Consider the following 13,067-nt stretch of genomic DNA (forward strand, 5'->3'; position numbering starts at 1 on the left):
GCCTGTCTTTGAGTGAAGCCTAGTTCTGAGTCTGGAGCCGGCGCTTGGCGTCGACTGAACCGAGCTGGGCCGCCTTCTGGTACCAAAGCCGTGCCGCAGCGGGATCGGGTGTGACGCTGCGCATGTCCTGGGTGCCGAGCACCTGCGGGTCATAGGTCCCCGCCAGCATCAGGGCCGCTTCGGCTTCCTGCGCATCCGCCGCCCGCTCGAGCAACAGCCGGGCGGAGGTGATGTCACCGATCGCGAGCAATCCCTTTGCCCGCTTCAGCAGCGCCGCGAGTTCATCCGGGGCGATACGTCTTGCCGACGGCGGCGGAGCCGCCTCTACCGGGGCTGCTTGTGTTGCCGGTTCGATCGCCACAACCTTGTTCTTGATAGCGCCCTGATAGGCGGCTGCGATCTCGTCGCGCGACGGCGACACCGACGTCAGGCCGGCGGGCTGAATCCGGCGGGGCGTTGCAGTGTCTGGCGCCGGCTCGGAATCGGTTGGCCGTGCGGCGACGCTTTGCGGCGGCAGCGCCGGCTCCGTCGCGCTGAGCTGACCGGGTGTTTCGCCGGCGAGCGAGGCCTTCGCGTTGGCGAATACCGAAAGCGGATTGTCCATCGACATGATCGCGAGCGCGATGCCGGCGGCGGTTGCTGCGGCGATGCCGCCCTTGAGAATTCGCGACCAAAGCAGTGCGCGGCTGATGTTCCGCTCGCCGCCGCTGCCAAACCGGTGTTTGGGTTCTTCGTCATCGTCATAGTTGGATAGGAACAGCGGGACCGGCTCGTAGCCCAGCGCATCTTCCTGCAATTCGTCCGGCGCTTCATAAGGCAGTGCGACGGCGCGACCGGGGGGATGCGTCTCATACAACCGGGAATCGCTGATGGCTTCGTCGAACCTGTCGTACGGATCGCTCGAATGAACCTGCCTTGTACGCTCCACCATGGTGATGCTCCCACCTACAAACGCAACTGTGGGTACCCCGCATCTGGTTGTTTTATTGTTGGCGCGCGGCAACCCTTTAACTCGTCGCTAAATCGCACGCCGAATGGGTTCAAAAAACGACGCCGACCGGCGCGAATTGGGAGATATTTTGGTTTGATTGAGGCGTAATCGCCTAATTCATAGATTTAAAATGCGGATTACTTAGCAACTAATTATCTCAAATTGCGCGCGTCTGTCCCGAAGTGACGCGTCTGTCCCGAAGTGATACGGCGGCCGAGCATTGGCCGCCGTCGGTAGCGAGTTGTTGTCGCCGGCGAGGCGCCCGCGTCTCAGGGATGCAGGATCACCTTGCCCATCGCCTGGCGGCCGGCGAGCACTTTCAGCGCCTCGGCGGTTTGCGCCAGCGGGAAGGTGCGGTCGACATGCGAGGAGATCTTGCCTTCCGCGGTCCACTTCACGAGCTTCTCCAGATTGGCGCGGTTCTGTTCCGGATTGAGCCGGGTCCATGCGCCCCAGAATACGCCGCGGATATCGCAGCCCTTGAGCAGCGCCAGATTGAGCGGCATCTTTGGAATGTCGCCGGCGGCAAAGCCGATCACCAGGAAGCGTCCCTCCCACGCGATGGCGCGCAACGCGGCTTCGGCATAGCTGCCGCCGACCGGATCGAAAATGATGTCGACGCCCTTGCCGCCGGTCAGCCGCTTCAGGCCTTCCTTCAGATCTTCCTTGGCGTAGTTCAGCGTCAGTTCGGCGCCGTGGGCCTTGGCGAATTCAAGCTTCTCATCCGAAGATGCGCAGGCGATCACCTTCAGGCCCATCAGTTTGCCGAGTTCGCAGGCGGCAAGGCCGGTGCCGCCGGCCGCGCCCAGCACCGCCAGCGTCTCGCCGGGCTTCGGGCTGGCGCGATCTTCCAGCGCATGCAGCGCGGTGCCGTAGATGATGATGATTCCGGCGGCGCGATCGAAATCCAGATTGTCCGGAATCTTCACGATCGTATTCGCCGGCAGCGCGATCTTTTCGCGCGCGCCGTTGTGACCGCAAGAAGCCACCACGCGATCTCCGACCTTCAGGTCGGTGACGCCGGCGCCGACGCTTTCGATCACGCCCGCAACCTCGGCGGCCGGCGAGAACGGGAACGGCGGCTTGATCTGGTATTTGCCCTGGATCATCAGGATGTCGAAGAAATTCAGCGCCGCGGATTTGATCGCGATCACGGCCTGGCCCGGCTCGGCGACGGGATCGGGCACGTCGGCCAGCACGAGATCGTCGGGTTGGCAATATTGCGAGCAGAGAATGGCTTTCATGGACACACCTGATTTTCGGACGCACAAGGAAGGCTGGATGCTTCTTGCCGGATTTGAAGCCGGGCTACAATCCGATTCGGTGCTTAGGTCGCATGCCGGCCTATCCGCCGTCATTGCGAGCGAAGCGAAGCAATCCAGAGCTGCGACCGAGGACTTGATTGCTTCGTCGCTCACGCTCCTCGCAATGACGGGGAGTGAGAAAAACCGGGCTAAAGGGGAGTGAAACAATGTTTGAAAAAGGCCTGCTGGCGGGAAAGCGGATCTTGGTGACCGGCGGCGGCTCCGGGCTCGGGGCCGCGATGGGACGCCGCTTCGTCGAACTCGGTGCCGAGCTGATCGTTTGCGGCCGCCGGCTCGAATTGCTGGAGGCGACCGCCGCGCAGATGCGCAGCGAAATGGGCGGCAAGGTCTCGGTGGCGAGATGCGATATCCGCGATGGCGCCGCGGTCGAGGCCATGATGGATTCGGTCTGGGGCGAAGCGCCGATCGACGTGCTGGTCAACAACGCCGCCGCGACCTTCATCGCGCAGACCGAACATCTGTCGTTCCGCGCCGCGGATGCGATCCTGGCGCCGACGCTCCATGGCACGATGTATTGCACGCTCGCCGCCGGCAAGCGCTGGATCGACGGCAAGCACAAGGGCGTGGTGCTGAGCATTCTCTCGACCTCGACCATCACCGGACGCGCCTTCACGGTGCCCTCGGCGATGGCCAAGACCGCCGTACTGGCGATGACCAAGAGCCTTGCGGTGGAATGGGGCCCGAAGGGCGTTCGTTTGGTCGCAATCGCGCCCGGCGCGTTTCCGACCCCCGGCGCTTCCGGCCAGTTGCGGCCCGAGGGCCGCGACGAAAGCTGGGCGCATCGCAATCCGCTCGGCCGCGCCGGCGAACACAGCGAGCTCGCCAATCTCGCGAGTTTCCTGATTTCGGACCAGGCCGGCTACATCAATGGCGAGATGGTGGTGCAGGACGGCGGCTCGCATCTGCGCAGTTCCGGAGCGGAGGATCTGCTGCAATGGACCGAAGCGCAGTGGGAGAAGCAGCGCGAAGGTCGCGCCAAGAGCTAGGCAGGAGCTGGACTCGCAAGGGTGAGACTCGAAGATCGCGTAAAGAGTCTGCTAACAAGACTTGCACCGGAACGCAGGCTCAGCGGTGGGCAAAGGCGTAACTGCCTTTCCAAAAAAGCATTTCCCGGCTATCCATGCCCGACGACTCGTTGTGTCGTCGGGCCATCTTCCAGTCACAATGATAAGGGAATCAGTCGTCCGTGCGGGGAAAGCTGACATCTCTGGTTGCTGTTGTTGCGTTGTGCGGGGTGACATCCTTCGCGCACGCGCAAACGGCTGCGCCGAAGGGCGCCAAGGATGCGGCCAAACCTGCGGCTGCCGCAAAGCCCGCGGCCAAGCCGGACCCGGCCGCAACCGCTGCGGCGGGCGGCGCAGAGCCGAACCTGATCGGTCAATTCGGCACCTGGGGCGCCTACACCGCGATGCCGAACGGCAGGAAGGTCTGCTTCGCATTGGCCAAGCCGGCTTCCTCGAAGACCAATCCTCCGAACCGTCCGCGCGATCCGGCCTACGCGTTCGTCTCGACGCGCCCGGCGGAGAAGGTCGTCAACGAAGTCTCGATCATGATCGGCTACGCGCTGAAGCCGGGCTCGGAATCCTCGCTCGAGGTCGGTGGCGCGTCGTACGCGATGTACACCCAGGGCGACGGGCTCTGGATCAAGAACGCCGCCGAGGAAGAGCGGATGGTCGAGGCCATGCGCAAATCCGCCGACGCCACCGTCAAGGGCGTCTCCGCCAAGGGCACCGAGACCACCGACACCTTCTCGCTGAAGGGTCTGGCCCAGGCGCTCGACCGGCTGGCGCAGGATTGCCGGCGTTAGAGCATGATCCGGAAAAGTGGTCCCCGGCTTTCCGAAAAGATCATGCTCCAAGCAAGACAAGCAGGATTAGCGGCTTTTTAGGCCCAAACTGACGCATTTGGTGGCTTTCCAGCGGGCGCCGGAAAGCCTATTTGATGGGCCATGACCGACACCGTGACCAGCAAGACCGCGGCCCCTTCCGGGGCAACCGCACCTTTGGAAAAATTGCCGCTCGAAACCTATGTGCCGCCGGCCAAGCCGTCGCTGATCGGCCTGTCGCGCGCCGAGATCGCGGACCGGTTGGGCGAGATCGGGGTTGCGGCCGGCCAGCGCAAGATGCGCACGCAGCAGCTCTGGCACTGGATGTATGTCCGCGGCGCCAAAGAGTTCGACGAGATGACCAGCATTTCCAAGGAAATGCGCGCGCAGCTCGTGCAGCATTTCACCGTCGCGCGTCCCGAAGTGGTCGCCGAGCAGATTTCCAACGACGGCACCCGAAAATGGCTGCTGCGGCTGCCGAGCGGCGACGATCTGCAGAAGGCGCATGAAGTCGAATGCGTCTACATCCCCGAAACCGACCGCGGCACGCTGTGCGTCTCCTCGCAGGTTGGCTGCACGCTGAATTGCTCGTTCTGCCACACCGGCACGCAGCGGCTGGTGCGCAATCTCACCGCGGGTGAAATCGTCGGCCAGATCATGGTGGCGCGCGACCGCCTCGACGATTGGGCCGATCGCGAGACCCCGACCGGCAGCCGCCGCGTCACCAATGTCGTCATGATGGGCATGGGCGAGCCGCTGTACAATTTCGACGCGGTGCGCGACGCGCTCTTGATCGTTGCCGACAACGAGGGCATCGGCATTTCCCGCCGTCGCATCACGCTGTCGACCTCGGGCGTGGTGCCCAACATCATCCGCACCGGCGACGAGATCGGCGTCATGCTGGCGATTTCGCTGCATGCGGTGCGCGACGAACTGCGCAACGAACTGGTGCCGCTCAATCGCAAATATCCGATTGCCGAATTGCTGCAGGCCTGCCGCGACTATCCGGGCTCGTCGAATGCGCGGCGCATCACCTTCGAATATGTGATGCTGAAGGGCGTCAACGATTCCCTGGATGACGCCAAGCTGCTGGTGAAGCTGCTGAAGGGCATTCACGCCAAGATCAATCTGATTCCGTTCAATCCGTGGCCAGGCACGCGCTACGAATGCTCGGACTGGGAGCAGATCGAAAAATTCTCCGAGTATATTTTCAACGCCGGCTACTCCTCGCCGGTACGTACCCCGCGCGGCCGCGACATCCTCGCCGCCTGCGGCCAGTTGAAGTCGGAGACCGAAAAATTGTCCGTGCGCGAGCGCGATGCGCTGCGCGCCATGGCGATGACGGACTGAAGATGGCGAGTCTTGTTTCAGCCGTCATTGCGAGGAGCGTAGCGACGAAGCAATCCAGAGGCTCGATCGGAGCCTGTGGATTGCTTCGCGGAGCCTGTCATCGGGCGGCGCTTTGCGCCGACCCGTTGGCTCGCAATGACGGTGTGCAGTCATGGCGCTGATCGGCCGCCTCTTTGTCGTGTTCTTTGCTTTCCTGCTGGCGTGCTTCGCAGCCGGGGCGATCGTGGTCGTTGCGGTGCTGTATCCGGAATTCAGCGATCTCGGCGTCCGTGAGATCGATCAGAGCGCGATCAACGTCGTGCTCGGCTTTGGCTTCATCTTTATCTCGGGCTTTGCGCTGTTGCCGGCGCTGATCGTGGTTCTGATCACCGAGGCATTTTATATCCGGAGCGTGCTCACTTACGCGGTTGGCGGCGCGATCGTCGGCGCGGCCTGCTATCTCGGACTGGTTCCGTTCGATACGCAGACGATGCAGTTCGATGGCATCGTGCGTCGTCACCTCGAAATCATGACCGGCGCGGGCATCGTCGCCGGCCTTGTCTACTGGATGATCGCCGGCCGCAGTGCGGGCGCCTGGCGCGAACCGCCGCGCCCGTTGCGGCCTCCGCCGCCACTGCCGTCGCAGTCGAGGCCGCAGCCGTGATGCTTTCCAACGCCAACCGCCTCGGCTAAACCCCGCGCCATGAACCGGACCGGACTTCTCATCGCGCTCGGCCTCGCGCTGGTCATCGGATTGCTGTTCGGGATTTTTCCCGAACTCGATCTGAAGCTGGCGGCGCTGTTCTACGATCCCGCCACCAAATCGTTCCCGGCAAAGGCCGATGCCGTGGCCGCATGGGCGCGCGACGGTGCGATGTGGGTGGCGTGGGCGCTGGCGCTGCCGGCGCTGGTTGCCATCGTCGCCAAGCTGCTGCGGCCGGACCGGCCGATGCTGATCCCCGGCCGCGCGGCGGTGTTTTTGCTGGTCACGATACTTCTGTCCGCCGTCGTCCTCACTAATCTCACCTTCAAGAGCCATTGGGGCCGGCCGCGGCCGGTGATGGTGACGCAGTTCGACGGGCCCTGGCAATTCGTGCCGTGGTGGGACCCGCGCGGCGAATGCGAGCGCAACTGCTCGTTTTTCTCCGGCGAGGGCGCCACCGCGTTCTGGACCTTTGCGCCTGCGGTGCTGACGCCGCCGGCGTGGCGGCCGCTGGCCTATGCAGCGGCGACCCTGTTCGGGATCACCACCAGCGTGCTGCGGATGGCGTTCGGCGGGCATTTCTTCACCGATGTCGCGGCCGCCGGGCTGGTCAGCTTTCTGGTGATCTGGCTGGCCTATGCCTGGATCTACCGCTGGCCGTCGACCCGGCTGTCGGATGCGCAGATCGAGGCCGCGCTGGCGCGGCTGGGCAGCCCCGGCTATCGCCTGTGGCAGCGCTGGCGCGGCCGCGCCGTCCCTTAAAACGCGTGCCCCTGGCTGCGAAATTTGCTATTCGCGCCCTCAACGTCACAAGACATTTCGAGCGATTGGAAGGTTTATGAGCACGATTTTGAAGAGCCTGCCCAAGGGCGAGAAAGTCGGCATCGCCTTCTCGGGCGGGCTCGATACCAGCGCGGCGCTGTTGTGGATGAAGCAGAAGGGCGCGCGGACCTTCGCCTACACCGCCAACCTCGGCCAGCCCGACGAGGCCGACTACAACGAGATTCCGCGCAAGGCGATGGAGTACGGCGCCGAGAAAGCCCGGCTGGTCGATTGCCGCACCCAACTGGTCCACGAAGGCATCGCCGCGATCCAGTCCGGCGCCTTCCATATCTCGACCGGCGGCATCACCTATTTCAACACCACGCCGCTCGGCCGCGCCGTGACCGGCACGATGCTGGTGGCGGCGATGAAGGAGGACGGCGTCAACATCTGGGGCGACGGCTCGACCTTCAAGGGCAACGACATCGAGCGCTTCTACCGTTACGGCCTGCTGACCAACCCGAATCTCCGCATCTACAAGCCCTGGCTCGACCAGCAGTTCATCGACGAACTCGGCGGCCGCGCCGAAATGTCGGCGTTCATGACCGCGCATGGCTTCGGTTACAAGATGAGCGCCGAGAAGGCCTATTCGACCGACAGCAACATCCTCGGCGCCACCCACGAGGCCAAGGATCTCGAGCAGCTCGACAGCGGCATCAAGATCGTCAATCCGATCATGGGCGTGCCGTTCTGGCGCGACGACTGCGCCGTCAAGGCCGAGAAGGTCACCGTGCGGTTCGCGGAAGGTCAGCCGGTGGCGCTGAACGGCAAGACGTTTGCCGATCCGGTCGCGCTGTTCCTCGAGGCCAACGCCATCGGCGGCCGGCATGGCCTTGGCATGAGCGACCAGATCGAGAACCGGATCATCGAGGCCAAGAGCCGCGGCATCTACGAAGCGCCCGGCATGGCGCTGCTGCACATCGCTTATGAGCGCCTGGTCACCGGCATCCACAACGAGGATACTATCGAGCAATACCGCATCAGCGGCATGCGCCTCGGCCGGCTGCTGTACCAGGGACGGTGGTTCGATTCGCAGGCGCTGATGCTGCGCGAAACCGCGCAGCGCTGGGTGGCGCGTGCCGTCACCGGCGAGGTGGCGCTCGAACTGCGCCGCGGCAACGACTACTCGATCCTGAACACCGAGAGCCCGAACCTGACCTACGCGCCGGAGCGGCTGAGCATGGAGAAGGTCGAGGACGCGCCGTTCACGCCGGCCGACCGCATCGGGCAACTGACGATGCGCAACCTGGATATCGCCGATACCCGGACCAAGCTCAATCTTTACGCCGACAACGGCCTGCTATCGAGCGGCGAGGGCGCGGACATCTTCAGACTTGGCAGCGACAAGGACTGAGGCGCGGGGGCTCTACCCACGTCATTGCGAGGAGCGTAAGCGACGACTTGTCCGCCGTAGCTCGAAGAGCGAAGGCGGAAGCAATCCATATTGTCTTCTGCTGTCATTCCGGGGCGCGAAGCGAACCCGGAATCTCGAGATTCCGGGTTCGATGCTCCGCATCGCCCCGGAATGACGGATTAGACATACGACAATGGCCGGGATTGCTCCCGGCCATTTCATTTGATGACGACGTGCTCGCGTTACCGCGGCGGCGCGACGCCGGGCGGGGGCGGCGGCAGCGACGCCTGGCCGCCATTGAGCAGCGGCGTGATGCGGCGGACGGTGACGCGCCGGTTGATGGCGCTCGGCCCGTCGGTCTGCTCCTTCAGGTACTGCTTGCCGTAGCCCTGCGAGGTCAGGTTTTCGGCGGGCACCCCGAACTGCTGCGTCAGCAACGTCGCGGCGGATTCGGCGCGGCGGTCCGACAGCGACAGGTTGTCGGTGTCGCTGCCGACCGCGTCGGTGTGGCCCTCGATCAGGAACACCTCGCGCGGGTTGCGCTGGATCGCCCGGTTGAGGCCATCGGCGATCGCCTGCAGCTTCGAGGCCTGGTCGGGAGGAATTTCCCACGATCCGGTCGCGAAGTTGATGGTGTTGACGTCGATGCTCGGCATCAACTGGCGCACGTTCGGGCTGTAGCGGATTTCGTCGAGCGAATAACGCCGCTCGATCCGGTCCACCGGCGGTGCCTCCATGGTGTCGTAGATCAGCTCGGGCGGCGCTTCCTCGGAATCGACGATGTATCGATCATAAGGGATGCGGACCACCGGCGGCGGCAGGTCGACATAGAAGCCGCCGACCGCGCGCGGATCGCGGTAGCTGTTGTCGATGATGATGATCTCGCGACCGCGATCGTCGCGGCGAATCCGCCGCAGCAACTGGCCGTCGGGGCCGATCACCGTGATGACCTCCGAGCCGTCCGGACGGATCACGACCGTGCGGGTTTCGCCGCCGATCACCTCGGTCCGGATGTCACGCGCACCGTACTGGAAGCGATCCATCTCGTCGTGACGGACATATTCCTGTCCGCCCGGGTCGCGGATGATGATCCGGCCCGGCTCGGTGATGACGGTGCGGCCGCCCTCCTGGACTTCGCGGCGCTGACCGCGGAAGTCACTGAGGTTGCGCGGTCCCTGCATGACCGCACCCGCCGCGATCGGCGCCAGGGCAACCGCGGGGCGCGGTATGGCCGGCAGCGGCGCGGTGATCTGCGGGGCGCGCTGGAACGCCGGAGTGACCGTCGGCGGCGCGTTCTGCGTCCGACCGGGAGGTGGCGCGGAGTTCGGCCCGGCCGGCACAGCGGTGGGTGCCGCGGGAACGCCTGCGGCTGGTGCCCCGGCCGCAGGTGCGGTTCCCGGGATAGCACCCGGTGCGGTGGTGCCCGGAGGCGGCCCGCCGGGACGTCCCTGTCCCTGCTGACCAGGTCCACCAGGTCCGCCGGGACCACGCGGCGGCGGCGCCCCCGTCGGGCTCGTGCCCGCAGGAGGGGTAGACGTCGGAGGCGTGGTTGTCGGCGGCGCCGTTTGCGGAATCGTCGCAGGTGCCTGCTTGGCGCCGGAAGGAGGAGGAGGCGGCGGAGGCGGCGGCGCAGCCGGTTGCGGCGACGCAGCGCCACCGGGCTTCTGCTGAAGCTGTTCCCGGCCGCCCGGAGACACCGGAGCACCCTTTTCGAGCCGTTCAATCCGCGGTGCAGGCGTAGCTGGCGTCTCGGGCTGCTTCGGCGCGACAGGCGCCACAGGCTTCTGCGGCGGAGGCGGGGGTGGTGGCGGCGGTGGTGGCGGTGCCACATGGGGTGCCGGTGCCGGTGCCACATGCGGAGGCGGGGGCGGCGGCGGGGGTGGCGCATGCGGAGGCGGCGGTGGTGGCGGCGGAGCGGGACGCGGCGCTGCAGCCGGGGGAGGCGGCGGCGGTGGTGCGGGACGCGGTGCAGCAGCCGGCGGCGGCGGCGGTGCGGGATGCGGTACTGCGGCGGGCGGCGGGCCCTTCGGTGGCGGCCCTTTCGGCTTTCCATCGGGGCCAAGCTCTTCCCTGGCTTGCGCCATGACGAGCGGTGCAGTTTGCGCATGCGATGCGGAAGTCGCGAGCTGAGCTACCGTCAGAGCAGTGGTGGCCAGCAGCAGGATGCGAAGATTTGTCATGATGTCTCTAGGTCCCGGAAGGTTCTTGGAAGCAATGGATTGGCCTTTGCCGAAGGTTTCGGCTGGTCGATCAACAGCTAATCGTTAGGCCGGATTGTGGCGGGGTATGAAACTCGGACGCGATATATTTCGTCGAAGCAACAGGTTACATGCATCATTATTCATTGCTCATTCAGGCCGCCCCCATCAGGTGCGGCCCATGTTGCTGTAGAGATCAGTAGCCGGATTCGGCGTGCGAGGTCCATCCGGTCCACGCAGCGGAAGTTCGTCAGGCATCTTGCCCGGTAGCTCCTGCGGCTGCGGCGGCGCGCCCGGCTCGTGCATCGGCGGCGGTATCTCCGGACGCGGATTGCCCGGAGGTGCCTCTTGCGGTGGTTCGGTTGGATGTCCCGGCGTTGCCGGTGGAATTTCGGGAGGTTCGATCGGCATCGCGGACAACGTCGTAGATGCAGCTATGTTCCGTGCGACACAATGGCCCTGTGTGCATGACCTCCGGGCAAACGCTTTGCGTTTGTCCCGAGGAAAACCGCTGCCCACTTTTCCGGGTCACGCAATTATCTGGAACCCAGAACCAGCAGCGTGTTGCTGCGGGTCTTGCCGGTCTCCGCATAGCCGCGGGCGCGCATGTCGGCGATGCAGTCCTCAAGCCACTCGTTCTTTGATAGATGCTCGATCACCACCGCGCGGGGCCACAGCGTTGGCGGGGCGTCCTGGAAGAAGGGAATCAGCGCGCGGTCCTCGAATCCTTCGATGTCGATCTTCAGGGCGTCGACGCGTGCGACGCCGGCGTCCTCGAGAATGCGCTGCAGCCGCAGCGACGGCACCTTGATCGCCTTGCTCGAAACTTCACCTGTCACGATATGGCTGGCGCCGAGATTGTCGCCATCGGGTTCGATCATCAGTTCGCCGTCGGTTGCGGCCGCGGCCGCGGCCACCAGTTGGACCTGCGTATAACCGGACGCTGAATTGTTGAAGGCCAGCCGCGCGTGGGTCACGGGATACGGCTCGATCGCGATCACCTTGCCGGCCGGTCCGACATGGCGCGCCAGCACCATCGCATAGGTGCCGACATTGGCGCCGACGTCGACGAACACGCCGTCGGCAGGCACATGGGCGCGCAGAAAATCCAGTTCCTCGATATTGTAATCGGGATTGAACAGCGCGCCGCGTTCGGTGGCGCTGGCCTGGTGATAAAAGCGGAACGCCGCGCCCTGGTAGGCGACATCCACAGGACCCGCGCGCAGCAGGTTGACCAGCCGCGACAGCCATGGACGAAACGCGCCGCGCTTCAGCCGCGAGCGATGCGCCAACCGGATGATGGCGCCCTGCGCGGCAGTCGGGGCAAACGCGCCGAACGGCGCGGGCGAAGGGTCATTGTCGGGCTTCAAGCTGTCGTCCTCGGTGAAAACAGGGTTTGCATAGCCCGTTTTGGGCGCGACTCCAACGACATCGTCGTCCCTGCGAACGCAGGGGCCGATACGCCGCGGCCCAACCACGTCATTGCGAGCCAACGGGTCGCGCGAATGCGCGCCCGGTGACAGGCTCCGCGAAGCAATCCATCTTGCGCGATCAAGAAAGAATGGATTGCTTCCGCCTTTGCTCGTTGAGCTTCGGCGGACAAGTCGTCGCTTCGCTCCCTTGCACAAACGCTTCGCGTTTGTTGCAGGCAATGACGTTGGCGTATAGCGATGGAAAATTTGGTGGACGCACAATACAAGGACGGTAACCAGTCCCCAACCCGGTGAGAAGCGTATGCGACCTTACATCATCTGTCACATGGGCACGTCAATCGATGGACGGCTGCATCCCAGCCGCTTTACGCGGGCAGCCGAAGGCATTTCGCAGGACGTTCTGCGCAGCCATTACGAAAAGGTGCATGACAACTTCGAGGCCGATGGATGGATCGTCGGCCGCAAGACCATGAGTGAAATGGCCAAGGGAACCGAACGCAGCATGGCCGCAGCACCGAAGCTGCCACGCCAAGCACATATCGCCAAACCCGACGGCCGCAAGCTCGCCGTCGGGATCGACCCGTCGGGCCGTGCTCATTACGGCAAGGACAATGTCGGCGGCGACCACGTCGTTGCGGTGCTCGGCGAACAGGTTTCCGATGCCTATCTCGCCGAACTTCGCGAAGATGGTGTTTCCTATGTCTTCGCCGGCAAAACAGGCGATGACCTGTCCGGGGCGATGGCGCAACTGGGCTCGGTTTTCGGCGCCAAAAAACTGCTTCTCGAAGGCGGCGGCAGGATCAATGGCGCCTTCCTCAAACACCATCTCATCGACGAGTTCAGCACGCTGATCTACCCGGCCGTCGACGGGGTGGCCGGCACGCAGAGCATCGTCGACTACACCGGCCCGGAAGGCGACCGCCCCGGCGCCGGCCAGTCGTTGCGGCTCACGCACTGCGAAATGCTGGAGGGCGGAATGGTCTGGCTGCGTCACAAGGTGGAGCGTGCGCCCGGGTAGGGCGGGCACGATACACGCTCCCGTGCTTGCGCTTCCCAGTCGGCGGGTCTTTTGTGCAGCAAAAGAGCT

Annotated in this window: 14 protein-coding genes; 9 read left to right on the top strand and 5 right to left on the bottom strand. The window is 64.6% G+C overall.

Annotated elements, in window-relative coordinates:
* Window positions 1–19 precede the first annotated feature (19 nt).
* Window positions 20–931, bottom strand: coding sequence for a hypothetical protein (locus tag BLS26_RS18105; protein WP_092513333.1), 912 nt, complete (start codon window positions 929–931; stop codon window positions 20–22).
* A gap of 329 nt (window positions 932–1,260) precedes the next feature.
* Complete coding sequence (locus tag BLS26_RS18110) at window positions 1,261–2,235, bottom strand: NADPH:quinone oxidoreductase family protein (RefSeq protein WP_092513335.1); 975 nt, start codon at window positions 2,233–2,235, stop codon at window positions 1,261–1,263.
* On the opposite strand from BLS26_RS18110, the gene BLS26_RS18115 reads away from it, so the two are divergent.
* From BLS26_RS18115 to argG, 7 genes are all read left to right on the top strand, one after another.
* Window positions 2,234–2,458 (top strand): hypothetical protein, encoded by a 225-nt coding sequence (locus BLS26_RS18115; RefSeq protein WP_092513337.1) that lies wholly within the window; start codon window positions 2,234–2,236, stop codon window positions 2,456–2,458. The genes BLS26_RS18110 and BLS26_RS18115 overlap by 2 nt on opposite strands.
* 4 nt (window positions 2,459–2,462) lie before the next feature.
* Complete coding sequence (locus BLS26_RS18120; protein ID WP_092513339.1) at window positions 2,463–3,302, top strand: SDR family oxidoreductase; 840 nt, start codon at window positions 2,463–2,465, stop codon at window positions 3,300–3,302.
* A gap of 212 nt (window positions 3,303–3,514) precedes the next feature.
* Window positions 3,515–4,123 (top strand): invasion associated locus B family protein, encoded by a 609-nt coding sequence (locus BLS26_RS18125; RefSeq protein WP_172804800.1) that lies wholly within the window; start codon window positions 3,515–3,517, stop codon window positions 4,121–4,123.
* 141 nt (window positions 4,124–4,264) lie between these two features.
* The gene (gene rlmN / locus BLS26_RS18130) at window positions 4,265–5,491 is read left to right on the top strand and encodes a 23S rRNA (adenine(2503)-C(2))-methyltransferase RlmN (RefSeq protein WP_092513343.1); all 1,227 of its coding nucleotides are present in this window, start codon (window positions 4,265–4,267) and stop codon (window positions 5,489–5,491) included.
* Between the two features lie 151 nt (window positions 5,492–5,642).
* On the top strand, window positions 5,643–6,134 hold the full coding sequence (locus BLS26_RS36775) for a hypothetical protein (protein ID WP_092513345.1): 492 nt from the start codon (window positions 5,643–5,645) through the stop codon (window positions 6,132–6,134).
* 39 nt (window positions 6,135–6,173) lie between these two features.
* Complete coding sequence (locus BLS26_RS18140; protein WP_092513347.1) at window positions 6,174–6,935, top strand: phosphatase PAP2 family protein; 762 nt, start codon at window positions 6,174–6,176, stop codon at window positions 6,933–6,935.
* A 76-nt stretch (window positions 6,936–7,011) separates the two neighbouring features.
* The gene (gene argG / locus BLS26_RS18145; RefSeq protein ID WP_092513349.1) at window positions 7,012–8,349 is read left to right on the top strand and encodes an argininosuccinate synthase; all 1,338 of its coding nucleotides are present in this window, start codon (window positions 7,012–7,014) and stop codon (window positions 8,347–8,349) included.
* 242 nt (window positions 8,350–8,591) lie between these two features.
* Here argG and BLS26_RS18150 read toward each other — a convergent pair whose 3' ends face one another.
* Entirely contained in the window at window positions 8,592–10,127 is a 1,536-nt protein-coding gene (locus tag BLS26_RS18150) for an OmpA family protein (RefSeq protein WP_244541614.1), read from the bottom strand.
* A 23-nt stretch (window positions 10,128–10,150) separates the two neighbouring features.
* Between BLS26_RS18150 and BLS26_RS36780 the strand changes: the two genes are divergently transcribed.
* Window positions 10,151–10,435, top strand: a complete 285-nt coding sequence (locus tag BLS26_RS36780) for a hypothetical protein (RefSeq protein WP_244541615.1) — start codon at window positions 10,151–10,153, stop codon at window positions 10,433–10,435.
* 280 nt (window positions 10,436–10,715) lie between these two features.
* On the opposite strand, the gene BLS26_RS36785 is transcribed toward BLS26_RS36780, so the two are convergent.
* Together BLS26_RS36785 and BLS26_RS18160 are read right to left on the bottom strand one after the other, a co-directional pair.
* Complete coding sequence (locus tag BLS26_RS36785) at window positions 10,716–10,958, bottom strand: hypothetical protein (RefSeq protein WP_092518206.1); 243 nt, start codon at window positions 10,956–10,958, stop codon at window positions 10,716–10,718.
* Between the two features lie 125 nt (window positions 10,959–11,083).
* The gene (locus BLS26_RS18160; protein WP_092513353.1) at window positions 11,084–11,917 is read right to left on the bottom strand and encodes an FkbM family methyltransferase; all 834 of its coding nucleotides are present in this window, start codon (window positions 11,915–11,917) and stop codon (window positions 11,084–11,086) included.
* A gap of 364 nt (window positions 11,918–12,281) precedes the next feature.
* Here BLS26_RS18160 and BLS26_RS18165 point away from each other — a divergent pair, with 364 nt between their 5' ends.
* A complete protein-coding gene (locus BLS26_RS18165) occupies window positions 12,282–12,998 on the top strand; it encodes a dihydrofolate reductase family protein (RefSeq protein ID WP_092513355.1) in 717 nt (238 codons plus the stop codon).
* Window positions 12,999–13,067 lie beyond the last annotated feature (69 nt).

Origin of the sequence: Afipia sp. GAS231 (assembly GCF_900103365.1) — a bacterium.
Lineage (GTDB): Bacteria > Pseudomonadota > Alphaproteobacteria > Rhizobiales > Xanthobacteraceae > Bradyrhizobium.